Raw genomic sequence first — 16654 nt, forward strand, 5'->3', positions numbered from 1 at the left:
TATGGAAAACAAATTTGACAACAACGACAACAGCAACATTAATATAAGAGAAGAATTAGAAAAATATTTAATTCACTGGCGCTGGTTTGTTGTTAGTGTAATTATTACTATTATTTTGGCTTTTGTATATTTAAGATATACAGAAAAGACATACAAAATAAATACTACGATAATCGTAAAAGATGAAAAAAGGGGTGGTGGTATCGCTTCTGAGATGGCAGCTTTTTCTGATTTAGGATTATTATCGGGTGGTAAGAGTAACGTTGAGAATGAAATGCAAGTATTACAGTCGAGAAGCTTAGCTGAACGCACTGTACGCAGACTACAACTTAACATTGCATATATAAATGAAGGCAGAGTCGTAAAGAGCAATTTATACAATGACACACCTATTTCATTCAACTTTGTAAAGCGCGTATTTGACTTTGATACTATACGCTATACTTTTTATGTAAAAAATATCGATGAGAACCAATTTACTTTATTAAATGAAGATAAAGAAGAGATTGGAACTTATAAGTATACAGAGAATATTGAAACTGTTTTAGGAACATTAGTCGTTACTAAAAATCAAGAAAAACCCCTGCCTACGCTTAAAAAACTAAAAGAGGAAAAAGAAGAAGAGCCAATTAGAGATGTTACTGTAGAGATATTTCCAGTACAAAAGGTGGTAGATGATTATGTAAAAAACCTTCAAATCGCTCCTACTGATAAGTTTTCAAGTGTTTTAGACTTATCTTTACTTGATGCAACACCTACTAAAGCAATTGACTATCTAAACACATTAGTTACCTTATACAACGATGCGGCAATTGCAGACAAGCGATTTATATCAGAAAAGACATCTGAATTTATTGAAAGTCGATTAAATTTAATCACTGAAGAATTAGGTGATGTAGAGAAAAGTGTTGAGGGATATAAATCCAGACACAATATTACAGATATACCAACAGAATTAGGTCTGTACTTACAGAATACTAATGTATATGAAAAGCAAATCATTGAAAATGAAACCGAATTAAAAGTGGTTACTTCAATGATTGAATTTTTGAAAAAAAGTGAGCCTAATGAACTTATCCCTGGAAATATTATTTCTTCAGATGCAAGTTCGAATAGCTTGATTAATCAATATAATACAATAGTATTAGATAGAAATAGAATTAGCGCAAGCTCAACTTCAAAAAACCCTGCTGTAATCAAATTAGACAACCAAATTTCAGCAATGAAAGCTTCAGTTATGGAAAGCTTAATTACGCTACAGAGTTCTCTAAAAATTACACAAAAGGAATTAGCCAGTAAAGAATCAGAAATTAAAAATAGACTTTCTCAAGTTCCAAGACAGGAAAGAGAGTTTAGAATTATTGATAGACAGCAAAAAGTAAAAGAGGCAATCTACCTTTACTTATTCCAAAAAAGAGAGGAAACAGCAATTGCGTTAGCTGCAACAGATTTAAATGCTAAAGTGATCGACTTAGCAAAAAGTTCGGATAAGCCTGTATCACCTAAAAAAGCAATTATATTATTGGCTGCTTTAATCTTAGGAGGACTTATTCCTTTTGCAATTATTTACTTGCGCAGTTTATTAGACACAAAAGTGAAAACGCGTCTTGACATTGAGGAGGGAACTAATTTACCTTTCTTAGGAGATATTCCACACTCAGATAATAACGCGCAAATTGTCGATGTTTCAAGTAGAACAAGTACTGCAGAAGCATTGCGTATCATTCGTACCAACTTAGAATTTATGCTAAGTCATACGGAAGAAGGAAAAGCAAAAATGATCTTCTTAACTTCTACTTTCCCTAAAGAGGGAAAAACTTTTACATCTGTAAATATAGCAGCGACAATTGCTTTATCAGGTAAGAGAACATTGTTAATAGGACTTGATTTGCGTAATCCTCGCTTAGATGATTACATTATGCTACCTACTCAAGGTGTATCAGATTACTTATTAAGAAAAGAAGAAAATATAGATCAATTCATTGTAAAAGTAGATGGTTATGACAACTTCTACGCTTTACCAGCAGGTACAATACCTCCTAACCCAGCAGAATTGCTTATGGGAGAAAGAATTGGTCAATTATTTGAAGAATTGAAAAACAAATATGATTATATCATTGTAGATACAGCTCCTATTAGCTTAGTAACAGATACATTATTGGTAGCCAAATATGCAGATACATTTATTTATGTTGCGAGAGCTAACTATTTAGATAAACGCATGTTAAAACTTCCAAATGACTTACATAAAGAAGGAAAACTTTCGAATATGTCTGTCATTTTAAATGACACTGTTACAACAAAAGGTTATGGAGGATATGGATATGGTTACGGATATGGTTACGGATATGGTCAAGAAATGGAAACTGAAGAACGTCCATGGTGGAAAAAACTATTGAATAGATAAAATATATAAAAAAGGTCGCTCAACTATGAGTGACCTTTTTTCATTAATTGACAAAATATTATATCAAAATATACCGATTTCGAAATATAGAAAGACGAGAATATCAAATTGATAAATCGCTATAACTAAGGGGCATTTTACTAACAATTGTATTAGTGATTTAGTATATTTGCCTTAAAGTTTTGAAAAACGAACAGACTCAAGTCTTTGATAATATTGTTTTCATTTAAAATAAAAAAGAATGACACAAAAATCTAAAATCCTTTACACGTTAACAGACGAAGCTCCAATGTTAGCTACGTTTTCATTTTTGCCAATTGTTCAAGCTTTTGCTAAAACAGCAAATATAGATGTAGAAACACGTGATATCTCTTTAGCAGGTCGTATCCTTGCAAACTTCCCAGAATTCTTAAAAGAGGACCAAAAAATTGGCGATGCTCTAACAGAACTTGGTGAATTAGCAAAAACACCAGAAGCAAACATTATTAAATTACCTAATATCTCTGCTTCATTACCACAATTAAATGCTGCTATAAAAGAATTACAAGCACATGGGTATGCTATTCCTAACTATCCAGCTGAACCAAAAAATGACGAAGAAAAAGCTATTAAAGCAAAATATGCAAAAGTATTAGGTTCTGCAGTAAACCCTGTATTGCGTGAAGGTAACTCTGACCGTAGAGCTCCAAAAGCAGTAAAAAACTATGCAAAGAAACACCCACACTCAATGGGAGCATGGACTGCAAGTTCTAAAACAAATGTTGCTTCTATGTCAGAAGGAGATTTTTATGGAACAGAAAAGTCTGTAACTGTTGCTGAAAATGGCAAATTCAAAATTGAATTCATTGCGAAAGACGGTAGCACTAAATTGCTAAAAGATTTTGCACCTTTATTAGCAGGTGAAGTTATTGACTCATCAGTAATGACTTTAAATAAATTAAAAGCATTTGTTTCTGAATGCAAAGAAGAAGCTAAAGCAAAAGGTATTCTATTTTCTACTCACTTGAAAGCAACGATGATGAAAGTGTCTGATCCAATTATCTTTGGAGCTGTAGTAGAAGGTTACTTTGCGGATGTATATGCAAAGTATGCAGACGTTTTTGCTGAATTGGGAATCATACCTAACAATGGATTAGGAGATTTATACGCTAAAATTGCAGGACATGCTAAAGAAGGCGAAATAAAAGCAGCTATTGATACAGCTATAGCTAATGGACCAGCAATAGCAATGGTAAACTCTGACAAGGGAATTACTAACTTACACGTACCATCGGATGTTATTGTTGATGCTTCTATGCCTGCTATGATTCGTACTTCAGGTCAAATGTGGAACAAAGAAGGAAAACAACAAGATACATTAGCTATTATTCCAGATCGTTGTTATGCAGGTGTATATCAAACTGTAATCGAAGACTGTAAAGCGAATGGTGCTTATAACCCTACAACAATGGGATCTGTACCTAACGTTGGTTTAATGGCTCAAAAAGCAGAGGAATACGGTTCTCATGACAAAACATTCCAAGCAGATGCTGCCGGAATCATTAGAGTATCTGATGAAAAAGGTAATATCTTCTTCGAACAAAATGTAGAGAATGGAGATATATTCAGAATGTGTCAAACTAAGGATGCTCCAATTCAAGATTGGGTAAAACTTGCTGTAAACCGTTCTCGCTTATCTGATACACCAGCTATCTTTTGGTTAGACGAAAACAGAGCTCACGATAGAGAAATTATTAAGAAAGTAAATACTTATTTAAAAGATCACGATACGACTGGTTTAGATATTAGAATCTTAAATCCGGTAGAGGCTACGAAAGTTTCTGTAGAGAGAATTCGTCAAGGTTTAGATACTATTTCTGTAACAGGTAACGTATTACGTGACTACTTAACTGACTTATTCCCTATCTTAGAAGTAGGTACATCAGCTAAGATGTTATCTATTGTACCATTGATGAATGGTGGGGGATTATTCGAAACAGGTGCAGGAGGTTCTGCTCCAAAACACATTGAGCAGTTCATTGAAGAAGGTTATTTACGTTGGGATTCATTAGGAGAGTTCTTAGCTTTGGGTGCTTCATTTGAGCACTTGAGCCAAACTCAAGATAATGCTAAAGCTTTAGTTTTAGCTGAAACTTTAGATGAAGCTACAGCTAAATTTTTAGACAACGACAAATCACCTGCTCGTAAAGTTGGTTCAATAGATAACCGCGGTTCTCACTTCTACTTAGCAATGTACTGGGCAGAAGCATTAGCAAACCAAAGCAAAGATGCTGACTTAAAAGCTAAATTTGCTCCAATTGCAAAAGAGATGCTTGCTAATGAAGCAAAAATTAATGAAGAGTTGATTAGTGCTCAAGGAAAAGCTCAAGCTATCCAAGGTTACTATCAACCAAATCAAGAAGCCACTTCAAACGCTATGCGTCCAAGTGCTACTTTGAATAAAATTATCTCATCTATAGCATAAATTATAGATTAAGTATAAAATTAAAAGGTCGTCAATATATTGACGACCTTTTCTTATTTCTGTTTCATACGATTCTATCAATCTAATAAAGCGAATAGAGACAATAAACGCATCTACAAATGCTAATCGCAATAGCTCTATCCTCTATTGATCTAACAAGATTTGATACTTTCTTCCTATTGGAACTTCATCATTGTTTGTCATAGTCATTTTGCCAATAGAGCGCTCTTTTATATTCAATTTATTGACAATGAAAGAACGGTGAACTTGAACAAAATTAGATCCAGATAGGTCATTCTTTATCCCTACTAAAGAGCCATACACAAAATAGCTCTTGCGTCGGCTGTTCGTAAATATCTTGATATAGTTTCCTGCACTTTCTACATAAATAATATCGTCTAAATTAATTTTATAATCCATCCCATCCTCTTTGATGGTAATAAAAGAAGGTACTTCCTTCAATTGAAGCTTATCTTTACAAAATACTTTCGCTTTTTCTACTGCTTTTAAAAACTTAGCAAAAGAAATCGGTTTCAATAAATAATCTACTGCATCATTCTGATAAGATTCTAATGCATAATCGGAATAAGCAGTTGTAACAATAGTTGTTGGCTTTACAGATAACATTTCCAAAAATTCTAATCCAGAAACTAAAGGCATATTAATGTCTAAAAAAAGAATATCCACATCCTTTTCTTGCATAAATAACAACGCATCCTTACCATTATATGCATGCCCTACACATTCTAAGTCGGCACATTGATTAATATGACTTAAAAGTACTTGATGAGCAGGTTTCTCATCATCAACAATTAAACATTTATAGGTAACTCCCATAACTCTAATTTTGTTTTATAATAATTCTTCGATTTAGTCCTTGTAAATTTATATTTCAACTTTGACACTTCTAATCGACGCTCTAAATTCTTTATCCCCACTCCTGTCCCTGTCTGTATCAACTCATCCGCTAAACAACTATTCTCAATTTCAAAAAACAAATGATTATTCTTTTCAGTTCCTCTTAACTTTATAAAGGGTTCTTCCGTTTGCAGAGCAAACTTAATAGCATTTTCTACTAAACTAAAGTACAAAAGAGGAGGTACTTTATACTTTGATATATCTCCTTCATAAGCAATATCCACTATAAGATTATTACTTCTAAACTTATAGTAGTTAAAATACTCTTTCAAAAAATCAATCTCTTGTTCTAAACTGATAAATTCTTTCTTTGTCGCTTCTAACTGATAGCGAAGTAAATGAGAAAGTTGCAAAATGCGTTCAGGCGTTTCACTTGGATTAGTCAAAGCTTCTCCATAGAGATTATTCATAGCATTCAACAGAAAATGAGGATTGAGTTGCATCTTTAAGAAATCTAATTCTGCTACAGTAGAGACAAGGCGTTTTTCTCTAACCGTAATATCATTAAATATCCATAAGTGAATAAAATATGCACCCGTACCTAAAAAGGCAAAAAACAGAATATTGACAATTTCTATCAACCAGGAGTCAAAATCTCCTGTTAACATATTCATATATGCTATTCCTATGACAACTGTTGCCCAATAAAAAGACGATAAAGGAAAGAACTTATCATATTGTTTGGTCATGACATAACGCTTAATCAATATAATATTACTTCCCATGATAGCTCCATAAATAATGAAAAAGGTAGGTAGAAGTTCTTTCCATATTTCAGGAAGCGTTCGATCTCCACGATCTACAGAAGCGGCAAAAGTAAAAATGGATAATAGTATAAGAACTACCATCACATTTCTCAACCAAAAGTTTGAATATATCTTCCAAAGTGACTTCATACAAACAAATGTAGATAATCAATACTCTACAAACTTATAATTTATTATTATTTATTTGAAAACCATTAAAATAATACTCTTTTAGGTATATATATTTAATTAATATTTACGTTACTACCTTTACTACATTTACATTGAAATTAAAAACACTACAAATGAGAAAACACAAAAAGTTTACCAATTTATTAATTGGCATAATACTTCATATTGGAGTATTGTCAACTTTTTCTATCGATACCCATGCGATGTCAAGTTTCTATTCTCAAAAGCTATTGACTTTTCAAGGACAAATTATGGATAAAACATCTCCTTTAATTGGAGCTACTGTCTATATAGAAGGAACTAAATATGCAACTTCCACAGATGAATTGGGTAAATTCCAATTTCAACTTCCTGCAGGAGAGTATACTGTCACTGTTTCCTATTTAGGTTATGAAAATCAATCTAGAAAATTAGAACTAACAGATGATTACACATTAAACATTCAATTAGTAAAGGACAGCAAGCAATTAGATGAGCTGATTATTGTAAAAAATGACAAGAAAGCTGATATCAGAACTCCTGAAATGAGCGTGAATAAACTCTCTATTCAAGACATAAAGAAAATGCCTGTTGTTCTTGGTGAAACAGATATTCTAAAATCAATTCTTCAATTACCTGGTGTAACTAATGCAGGAGAAGGAGCAGCTGGTTTTAACGTTAGAGGAGGTTCTGCTGGACAAAACTTAGTCCTTCTGGATGATGCACCTATCTATAGTTCCTCACACTTGTTTGGTTTCTTCTCTGTTTTCAATTCAGATGCTGTTAAGGATATCAAACTTTACAAGGGAGGAATTCCAGCTCGTTTTGGAGGGAGATCTTCTTCAGTATTAGAAGTATTCCAAAAAACGGGAAACAATACTGCTTTTAACGCTATGGGAGGTATTGGCTTAATTTCAAGTAGAATTATGGCGGAAGGCCCTATACAAAAAGATAAATCCTCTTTCTTAGTAGCAGGTAGGGCTTCATATGCTCATTTATTCTTAAAAATGTCAGACAACAAAAACTCTGCTTACTTTTATGATTTAAATACAAAACTAAACTTTGATTTGTCGCCTAAGAACAAATTATTTTTCTCTGGGTATTTTGGTAGAGATATTTTTAGCTTCACTGATTTGCTAAAGAATAACTTTGGAAATACAGCAGCTTCACTTCAATGGAACCACCTTTTCAATGATAATTTGGTAAGTAATGCTTCTTTAATTTACAGTGATTACTACTATGGTTTAGATATGGATTTGGTAGGTTTCAAATGGGATTCTGGTATTAAAACATATCAATTCAAGCTAGACTTTACGCATGACGTAAAACCAAATTGGCAACTAAAATACGGTGCTGTCTCAACTTATTATGATTTTGCACCTGGTACAATAAAACCTACTAAAGCAGATTCACCAATTAACTACAAGAAGATTGACAATAAATATGCCTTAGAAACAAATGCATACATCGAATCAGAACAACATATTGGACAACATTTTAGTTTTAACTATGGACTTCGATTATCTAATTTTAACCGTGTAGGTAAAGAAACAATTAATTTGTATGAAAACGATCAGGCTGTTATTTATAACGCTGATTTAGGTATATATGATATGGCGGATCCAATAGGAACTAAATCGTATAGCAAAGGGAAATCAATTGATAACTTTACTAATATTGAACCGCGATTTGGTATTTCTTATGCCATAAATGACGATCAATCTATTAAAGCCAGTTACAATAGAATGACACAATATATACAGTTAATTTCAAACACATCTGCTCCAACTCCTTTAGATATTTGGACGCCAAGTAGTTCATATATAAAACCACAATTAGTAGATCAAGTTGCGCTTGGGTATTTTCAAAACTTAAATGACGGAAAATATAGTATCGAGTCAGAAGCATTCTTTAAAAAAGGTAAAAATAGTATTGATTATATAGACGGCGCAGAGTTAATTGGAAATGAAGCTATAGAACGAGTTATACTAAATGGAGAATCAAGAGCATATGGTTTAGAGTTAATGCTTAAAAAGAATACAGGAGCACTCACTGGTTGGATTGCCTACACTCTTTCCAAATCAGAACAAAGAACACCTGGTAGAAATGCTAATGAACCTGGTATAAACAATGGCGAATGGTATAAAACTCCTTATGACAAATTACATGATTTATCTGTTACAGCAATGTATGAGCTAAATCCCAAGTGGAGTTTTAGTGCAAGTTTCACACTACAATCTGGTAGACCTATAACCTATCCTGAAGGTCAATATGAATATGACGGTGTGAGAGTCCCTAACTTTGGCAAAAGAAATGCACATAATCTTCCTGCTTACCACCACTTAGATGTGTCCGCTACCTATATACCAAATCCAAACTCTACAAAAAGATGGAAAGGAGAATGGGTCTTCGGAATCTACAACTTGTATGGTAGATCTAATGCAGCATCTATAACCTTCAGAGAAAATGAAGATGTGAGAGGACAGAATGAAGCAGTACGTATGTCAATATTTGGATTAGTACCAAGTGTTACTTATAATTTTAAATTTTAAAAACATGAAAAAAGCATATCTATTATATTCCATAATCATTAGTTACTTTCTTTTAACCTCATGTGAAAAGGTAATTGATTTGGATCTCCCTACTGCTCCAGCAAGATTAGTTGTAGAGGGAAATATTGATTTTACCCCTGAAAACATCAATGATACATTAAAAATTAAATTATCTCTAACTACAGACTATTACAACTCCAATATCCCAGTTGTAAATAATGCAATCGTTTGGGTCGAAAGAGAGAATGGTACAACTTATACCTTCCATGAAATGAATAATACAGGAGTCTATATATCAACTGAAGTTCCAAAAGAAATCAACAAAAAATACAAACTTCACATAGAGTACGACAATGATGTATATGAAGCAAATGAGATACTTTTAAGTACACCTGTCATTACTGAATTAAAACAAACAAGAGAAAAACTAATCAACGAAGATTTATATGTGTTAAGGTATTACTTCCAAGATACGCCAAAGGAAGATGGCACTCTTAATTACTATTACAGCAAAATAGAGCGCAACAACGACCGACCTTACTTAAGTGTAATTTCAAATGAACATTCGAAAGGAAATCAAATCGAAAAGCTATACATTGACAAGGATACAAAAGTTGATGATGAAATAAATATTAGTTCTTATCAAATATCAAGAAACTATTACAATTATCTAAAACAACTTACATCAAACACTAATTCTGCAGGTGGCCCTTTTCAAGTACCTCCAGGTCAAGTAAAAGGCAATGTAAAGAACCTAACCTCTCCAGACAAACAAGCTTTTGGATACTTTAGGATAACAGAGAAACAAACTTATAAACACAAGATTTTTGAACAACCAAAACCGTAAACTAAAAAAAGAGTTCAATGCGATTTTACTAAATCTAATTGAACTCTTTTTTTATTTATCGCTGTAATAACTCTTTTGCGTGAACTAATGCCGACTCCGATATATCCTTACCTGATAGCATTTGAGCCACTTCCGTTATTCGACTTTCATACGTCAATTCTTCTATTTGTGACGTTGTTGTTTCTCCCTTCGCAGTCTTAAATACTTTAAAGTGGGTATCTCCTTTGGCTGCAATTTGCGGTAAATGGGTTATCGCAAAAACTTGCATTTCCTTGCTCATCTCACGCATAATTTCCCCCATCTTATCAGCAACCTCTCCTGAAACTCCAGTATCAATCTCATCAAAAATAATTGTTGGTAGATTAGAATACTTGGCCAAAGTCGATTTTATAGCTAACATGATACGAGACATTTCACCTCCAGATGCAACCTTCTTTAAAAGTCCAAAATCCATTCCCTTATTAGCAGAAAATAACAACTGCATCTGATCTTTTCCATTTGACATAAAATGGGCAGTATATTCAAACTCAAACTTGAAATTTGAATTTGGCATTCCAACTTGCTTTAAAATATCTATTAATTGTTTTTGTAACACTGGAACTGCCTTCTTTCTGGCTTCTGATAACTGCTTAGCTAATCGCTCTAACACATTTTCTAAGCTCTCTATCTCTTTTGTAACTTCTACTATTTTATCCTCTAAATCAGTGGCAAGAAAAACTTTTCCACTTAACTCATTCTCAATTGTAATCAATTCTTCAACTGTAGCAACTTGATGTTTCTTTTGCAAAGAATACAACAACTGTAATTTCTCATTGGTAATCGCGAGCTGTTCTGGATCCGATATAACGCTATCTACCATGTTCTCAATTTCACCGACGATATCTTCTACCTCAATATCAACGCTACTAATGCGATTAGACAGTTCCTCATACTCTTTAGAAATAGAAGCTAACTTCGACAGTATATTACGGGCTTCTCTTAATCCAGCAACCAAACCTACTTGCTCATCAGTAAATACAGTCAATGCATGGCTAAAGTTCTCACGCACAAACTCAACGTTATTAAGTTTGTCAAACTCTGCTTCTAATTGCTCTTGATTCAAATCTGATAAATGAGCTTCCTCTAATTCTTGTAACAGAAAAGCATTATAATCTTGTTCTTTTAAAAGTTCTGCTTGTGTCTGCAAAAACTCCTTTAACTTACTTTGCAGTTTCTTATATTGCTTTAAATGAGCTTGATATTCTTCTAAAACACTATTATTATCAGCAACAGCGTCTATAATGTGCAATTGATAATTTTCATCTGACAATTCACCTGTTTGATGCTGTGAGTGTATATCAATAAGATAACTACTTAATTCTTGTAAATCAGCAAGGTTAACTGGACTATCGTTGACAAAGGCGCGAGACTTCCCAGAAGGGAGTATCTCCCTGCGAATAATAGTTACCTCTTCATATTCAATATCCAAAGTAGCGAAAACCTCTTTTAATTTATACTCTTTAATATTAAAATGTCCTTCAACTACACATTTCTCCTCCTTGTTCTTTAATGACCCTAAATCTGCTCGTTTACCTTGCAACAATCCCAGAGCACCAAGTAAAATAGACTTACCTGCCCCTGTCTCTCCAGTTATAATAGAAAAACCATTGTAGAATTTTCGCTCTAAAGATTCGATTAGAGCAAAGTTTTTAATAGTCAATAAAGTCAACATATACCTTTAGTTTTAAACTATAAATTATTCCATTTTGCCGAGTTCAGCGGAGCTAATTTATTCAATAATTCGATAACTAACTTTTTATTTTTATCTGTAACACCCGAATAAATATTACTTAACTCTTCCGTTTTTGCATCAAAAAAGATACGCATTAAAAAAGAGCCAGGTCTATTCTTGTGCAACACTTCCAAATCTTGAAGTGATTTAAAAATTCCATCTCGACCATTTTCTAAATTAGAAGACATAACATCCAATCCCTTTAAATGGTAATTGTAAAGCGCTTTTCTATATGGCATACCCGTTCCAGCAATTACATCATTCACAAGATAATATCGAGTATTCGTCCCATCTCCTTGCTTCCAACCTTTTGCCCCAGATTGCTGTGCAATTGAAACAATAGAAGACGCATTCTGATAGAACTCACTTCCTCCCTCTAACTGAAAACTATCTGCATCTAAACCGAGTATCATATTAGCGTAAAAAGCAATTAAACTGGTTAAATTAGAGTCAAAAGAGTTGGGATTATAAAACAAATTTTCAAATTCTATATAAGAAAATGAAATATCTTTATCATTAAAGTTTAAGATAGGACTAGAATAAGAAGAATTATAAATTGGTCTAGTAGCTTGCACTTGCATACTACCTCCTATCAAGTTATTATTATACGAAGTTACAGTAAGGATAAATACACAATCTACCTTTTCTACCGCATTATACTTCTTCGATCCCCAACTTGTATTATTTATAAACTCTTGTAAGGACTTCTCTAAGTTTTTAAAATAAGCTTGATTACTATTTCCTACTTGGCTATGATTAATATTTACAGTTGCATGTAACTCTTGTGAGTAAGAGTTTATCATCAAAAAAAAACAACTAATCAGCCAAATAAGTTTATTCATAATGCTCTACAATTTTTTGCACAATATCTTTTGCAACATCTTCTTTTGATTTTAACTCCATGGGTTGAATATTAAAATCCTTATCTATAAAGGTAACTTTATTTGTTGGTTTACCAAAACCTGCACCTTTATCATTTAAAGAATTCAAAACAATTAAGTCCAGATTCTTCTTTGTTATCTTCTGTTTCGCATGTTCTATCTCATTCTCTGTTTCAAGGGCAAAACCAATGAGAAACTGTTCTTTTTTAATTGCTCCTAAGGACGCAAGTATATCTGGGTTTTTGTCCATTTCGATAACAAATTCCTCAGTATTCTTTTTAATCTTTTGATTGGCAATATGCCTTGGGCGATAATCTGCTACAGCAGCAGCAGCAATAACAGCATCTACTTGCTCAAAATAATCATGACAAACAGTATACATTTCCATGGCAGACATTATCGAGATCACTTTAACCCTTTTATCTTTCACCTTCTGGTTGGTAGGCCCCGAAACCAAAATTACCTCCGCACCTAATCTTGCCAATTCATTAGCAATATCATATCCCATTTTACCAGATGAGTGATTCCCAATAAAGCGAACAGGATCAATAGGTTCGTAAGTTGGTCCCGCTGTTACTAAAACGGTCTTACCGATCAAAGACAAAGATTTTGACAATTCCTCACAAACAAACGCTACGATATTCTCTGGTTCAGCCATACGACCTTTTCCGATTAATCCGCTTGCTAATTCACCTTCCTCTGCAGGAATAATAATATTCCCAAAAGAAGCTAATCGATCTAAGTTCATCTCCGTTGAAGGATGTGCATACATATCCAAATCCATTGCAGGAGCAATATAAACAGGACATTTTGCCGAAAGGTATACTGCCATAAGCAGATTATCACAAATACCGTTAGCCATTTTACCTAATGTATTTGCCGTTGCAGGAGCAATAATCATCAAATCAGCCCAAAGAGCTAAATCAACGTGATTATTCCATGTTCCTCCTTGATCACCAGCATGAAAGAAGTTTGTAAAAGCTGGTTTCTTCGATAAAGTAGATAAGGTATAAGGAGTAACAAATTGATGAGAAGCAGGTGTCATAAGTACTTGTACTTCTGCACCTGCCTTTATAAGTAAACGTACTAAGCCAGCCGTTTTATAAGCGGCAATTCCACCAGTGATACCCAGTATTACTTTTTTTCCGCTTAATACTGACATGTTCTTAGTATATAATTATTTTACAGCTTCTTTAAAAGTCACTTTATTATCTAACCATTCTTCAACAGCTAAAGCATGAGCTTTTGGAAGTTTCTCATAGAATTTTGATACTTCGATTTGTTCTTTATTTTCAAAAACTTCATCTAAGCTATCGTTATAAGTAGCGAACTCTTCTAATTTTTCAATCAATTCACCTTTAATCTCCGTATTGATTTGGCTAGCTCTCTTAGCAATGATTGTAATAGCTTTATAAACGTTACCTACTGGTTCTTCAATTTTATTCTTGTTATAAGTAACTGTGTTTACAGGAGCATTTGTTTTCTTTAAATCCATCTCGCTTAAATTATTTTGAAAATTTTTCTAATTCTTTATTAATATCAGTAATCATACTATCCACTTTCGATCTGTACTTTGTCTCAGCATTAAAGCGAATTAAACCGTCATACATTAATTGTGCATTCTTTAAACGCTCTTCCATTTTCCAAACGACACTATTCATTGCCAATTTATATGCAGAATCAAACTTGTAGTACAATGCATCTTCTTTCAGCTCTGTTCCAGGAAAATCGTATATAAAATTATCCAAAGCTATAATAGCTGCTGTATAATTACGCGTGAATGCTCCAATAGTATTCAACTGTTTTGCATTTTCAAAGGCCTTTCTTTCCAGCTTCTTATTCATCTCTGACATAATGCTATTGGCTTCAAACACAAAATCAGATGTTGGATACTGATCTATAAATCGTTGCAGTTTATCAATAGTCTCATTGGTAATATGTTGATCTAAAGAATAAACTGGTGACAATTTCACACCACATTTAATTTCTTTTAATAGCGCTTCTTCTCTTTTTTCACTACGAGGATAACTTGCTGCAAAAATCCTAAATCTAGAACCTGCTAACTCATAATCCTTAGTAACAAACGTTGCTTCAGCAAAATTATAATACATTTCTTCAGCATCAGGACGAGCTCTATAAGCTGTTTCTAATTGCTCATACAAACGTATTGCACGTCGGTATTTCTTTTGTTCATAATATTGGTTTGCTACCTCTTTTTTATACTCTAGATCCTCTGACTTCAATGCTTTTTGCATAGGACTACACCCCACCAGAGAAAGCATTAAAAAAGATAAACCGATATATCTTTTCATAAATAATTATAGTTTTTTAAAACAAAAGTTTTGCTGCATACTTATTAGAAAGCAATTGCAAATTTAGTTATTAATTGCATTATACAAAAACCTTTTTACACTAAAAAGAAAAGATGCCACTTTTTTGACACCTTTTCTTAAGATACTTATTCTTAATAGACTAAATTACACTGTTGTGTTATTAGTTCCTTGCTGGTTAAACCCTTTAATATCATTGTCAAATAAGTATAAACCACCTTTATCGTCACCAATAAGATTTATCTTATCCAAAATTGTACGAGCCGTCGCTTCTTCTTCAATTTGTTCTGAAACATACCACTGTAAGAAATTATGTGTTGCATAATCTCTTTCTTCTAAAGCGATATGTACTAAGTCATTTATACTTTTAGACACAAAAACCTCGTGTTCAAACAATTGTTTAAAAAGAGTTTTAAAAGAAGAATGATCTAATACCGGTTTAGCTATATCCGGAATAACCGCTTCACCACCTCTTTGATTAATATACTTAATTAACTTCAACATATGCTGACGCTCTTCATCTGATTGAGCAAACATAAAAGTTGCAATTCCTTCAAATCCTTGTATTTCTGCCCACGATGCCATGGCCAAGTAAATCTGAGAAGAATCTCCTTCTAATTTAACCTGGTTGTTTAACGCTGCTTGTAATTTATCTGATAACATATTTCTTATTTTAATATTCTTTTGCTTTCATTCTCTATTCTCTCTGCTAAAGAACGATCGACATTTACTAAAGGTAAACGCAAATGAGTCTCAGATATTTTAGCAAATTTTAAAATTTCCTTAATACCCGCAGGATTTCCTTGTTCGAAAATCATATCAATGATAGGCATCATATCAAATTGCAAAGCAAATGCCTCATCTACTTTACGCGCTAATCCCAAGCGTATCATTTCACTGAACTGTTGAGGAATTCCTTGACCAATAACAGAAATCACACCTGCTCCTCCTGCTAATACAAGTGGTAAAGCAATAGTATCATCCCCAGAAATAACTAAAAAGTCCTTGCGCTCTACTTGACGTAAAATCTCCATTCCTTGAACTATACTTCCTGCTGCCTCTTTAATACCTATTATGTTTTTAAAGTCATTCGCTAACCTCGCCACTGTTCCCGGCATCATATTACTTCCTGTGCGTCCTGGAACATTGTAAAGTATAATAGGTAGAGGACTATGTTCAGCTATCATTTTGAAATGTTGATATATTCCCTCTTGTGTTGGCTTATTGTAATATGGCGATACTGATAATATAGCATCAAATCCTTCTAAATTATCATGAGACAACTCTTGCACTACGGCTTGAGTATTGTTTCCTCCTACTCCTAAAACTAATGGCAATCGCTTCTTATTAGCCTCCACTACTACGCGTTTGACTAACTGTTTTTCTTCTGTAGTTAAAGTTACAGATTCTCCTGTAGTTCCCAAAACTACAAGATACTCAACTCCTCCTTTGATTACATACTCTACCAAATTTTGCAGAGCTGCTACATCTACAGAAAGGTCACTTCTAAATGGTGTAATTAAAGCTACACCTGTCCCTTTTAATGATTGCATAATGATTCTTGACT

General features: G+C 33.3%; 13 protein-coding genes. 4 read left to right on the top strand and 9 right to left on the bottom strand.

The window, feature by feature from the left end; all coding sequences use genetic code 11:
• The first annotated feature begins 1 nt into the window (after position 1).
• Positions 2-2407 (top strand): GumC family protein, encoded by a 2406-nt coding sequence (locus NWE55_RS03550; RefSeq protein WP_155092389.1) that lies wholly within the window; start codon positions 2-4, stop codon positions 2405-2407.
• 241 nt (positions 2408-2648) lie between these two features.
• Entirely contained in the window at positions 2649-4871 is a 2223-nt protein-coding gene (locus NWE55_RS03555; RefSeq protein ID WP_155092390.1) for an NADP-dependent isocitrate dehydrogenase, read from the top strand.
• A gap of 144 nt (positions 4872-5015) precedes the next feature.
• On the opposite strand, the gene NWE55_RS03560 is transcribed toward NWE55_RS03555, so the two are convergent.
• Entirely contained in the window at positions 5016-5708 is a 693-nt protein-coding gene (locus tag NWE55_RS03560) for a LytR/AlgR family response regulator transcription factor (protein WP_155092391.1), read from the bottom strand.
• Positions 5684-6685, bottom strand: coding sequence for a sensor histidine kinase (locus tag NWE55_RS03565; RefSeq protein ID WP_155092392.1), 1002 nt, complete (start codon positions 6683-6685; stop codon positions 5684-5686). Before NWE55_RS03565 ends, NWE55_RS03560 begins: the two co-directional genes overlap by 25 nt.
• A gap of 245 nt (positions 6686-6930) precedes the next feature.
• On the opposite strand from NWE55_RS03565, the gene NWE55_RS03570 reads away from it, so the two are divergent.
• Complete coding sequence (locus tag NWE55_RS03570; RefSeq protein WP_373425579.1) at positions 6931-9258, top strand: TonB-dependent receptor; 2328 nt, start codon at positions 6931-6933, stop codon at positions 9256-9258.
• A gap of 4 nt (positions 9259-9262) precedes the next feature.
• Positions 9263-10105, top strand: a complete 843-nt coding sequence (locus tag NWE55_RS03575) for a DUF4249 domain-containing protein (protein ID WP_155092394.1) — start codon at positions 9263-9265, stop codon at positions 10103-10105.
• A gap of 55 nt (positions 10106-10160) precedes the next feature.
• Here NWE55_RS03575 and recN read toward each other — a convergent pair whose 3' ends face one another.
• The 7 genes from recN to dapA form a co-directional block, all read right to left on the bottom strand.
• Entirely contained in the window at positions 10161-11816 is a 1656-nt protein-coding gene (gene recN, locus NWE55_RS03580) for a DNA repair protein RecN (RefSeq protein ID WP_155092395.1), read from the bottom strand.
• A gap of 17 nt (positions 11817-11833) precedes the next feature.
• Positions 11834-12718: a type IX secretion system protein PorD gene (gene porD / locus NWE55_RS03585; RefSeq protein ID WP_155092396.1), complete on the bottom strand. Its 885-nt coding sequence runs from the start codon at positions 12716-12718 to the stop codon at positions 11834-11836.
• Complete coding sequence (gene coaBC / locus NWE55_RS03590; protein ID WP_155092397.1) at positions 12711-13919, bottom strand: bifunctional phosphopantothenoylcysteine decarboxylase/phosphopantothenate--cysteine ligase CoaBC; 1209 nt, start codon at positions 13917-13919, stop codon at positions 12711-12713. The genes porD and coaBC overlap by 8 nt, the downstream gene beginning before the upstream one ends.
• 15 nt (positions 13920-13934) lie before the next feature.
• Positions 13935-14252, bottom strand: coding sequence for a DNA-directed RNA polymerase subunit omega (locus tag NWE55_RS03595; protein ID WP_155092398.1), 318 nt, complete (start codon positions 14250-14252; stop codon positions 13935-13937).
• 10 nt (positions 14253-14262) lie between these two features.
• Positions 14263-15069: an outer membrane protein assembly factor BamD gene (locus NWE55_RS03600; RefSeq protein WP_155092399.1), complete on the bottom strand. Its 807-nt coding sequence runs from the start codon at positions 15067-15069 to the stop codon at positions 14263-14265.
• A 165-nt stretch (positions 15070-15234) separates the two neighbouring features.
• The gene (locus tag NWE55_RS03605; protein ID WP_155092400.1) at positions 15235-15750 is read right to left on the bottom strand and encodes a ferritin; all 516 of its coding nucleotides are present in this window, start codon (positions 15748-15750) and stop codon (positions 15235-15237) included.
• A gap of 5 nt (positions 15751-15755) precedes the next feature.
• On the bottom strand, positions 15756-16640 hold the full coding sequence (dapA, locus tag NWE55_RS03610; RefSeq protein WP_155092401.1) for a 4-hydroxy-tetrahydrodipicolinate synthase: 885 nt from the start codon (positions 16638-16640) through the stop codon (positions 15756-15758).
• Between the last annotated feature and the right edge of the window lie 14 nt (positions 16641-16654).

It is taken from the genome of Myroides albus, assembly GCF_024722315.1.
In the GTDB taxonomy this organism is placed as follows: Bacteria; Bacteroidota; Bacteroidia; order Flavobacteriales; family Flavobacteriaceae; genus Flavobacterium; species Flavobacterium album_A.

Bases quoted from the DNA above. Each gene is read 5' to 3' on its own strand.
- NWE55_RS03575 (WP_155092394.1), top strand. From the start codon at position 9,263: ATGAAAAAAGCATATCTATTATATTCCATAATCATTAGTTACTTTCTT.
- NWE55_RS03565 (WP_155092392.1), bottom strand. From the start codon at position 6,685: ATGAAGTCACTTTGGAAGATATATTCAAACTTTTGGTTGAGAAATGTG.
- NWE55_RS03600 (WP_155092399.1), bottom strand. From the start codon at position 15,069: ATGAAAAGATATATCGGTTTATCTTTTTTAATGCTTTCTCTGGTGGGG.
- NWE55_RS03570 (WP_373425579.1), top strand. From the start codon at position 6,931: ATGTCAAGTTTCTATTCTCAAAAGCTATTGACTTTTCAAGGACAAATT.
- dapA (WP_155092401.1), bottom strand. From the start codon at position 16,640: ATGCAATCATTAAAAGGGACAGGTGTAGCTTTAATTACACCATTTAGA.
- recN (WP_155092395.1), bottom strand. From the start codon at position 11,816: ATGTTGACTTTATTGACTATTAAAAACTTTGCTCTAATCGAATCTTTA.
- NWE55_RS03605 (WP_155092400.1), bottom strand. From the start codon at position 15,750: ATGTTATCAGATAAATTACAAGCAGCGTTAAACAACCAGGTTAAATTA.
- coaBC (WP_155092397.1), bottom strand. From the start codon at position 13,919: ATGTCAGTATTAAGCGGAAAAAAAGTAATACTGGGTATCACTGGTGGA.
- NWE55_RS03550 (WP_155092389.1), top strand. From the start codon at position 2: ATGGAAAACAAATTTGACAACAACGACAACAGCAACATTAATATAAGA.
- NWE55_RS03560 (WP_155092391.1), bottom strand. From the start codon at position 5,708: ATGGGAGTTACCTATAAATGTTTAATTGTTGATGATGAGAAACCTGCT.
- NWE55_RS03555 (WP_155092390.1), top strand. From the start codon at position 2,649: ATGACACAAAAATCTAAAATCCTTTACACGTTAACAGACGAAGCTCCA.
- NWE55_RS03595 (WP_155092398.1), bottom strand. From the start codon at position 14,252: ATGGATTTAAAGAAAACAAATGCTCCTGTAAACACAGTTACTTATAAC.
- porD (WP_155092396.1), bottom strand. From the start codon at position 12,718: ATGAATAAACTTATTTGGCTGATTAGTTGTTTTTTTTTGATGATAAAC.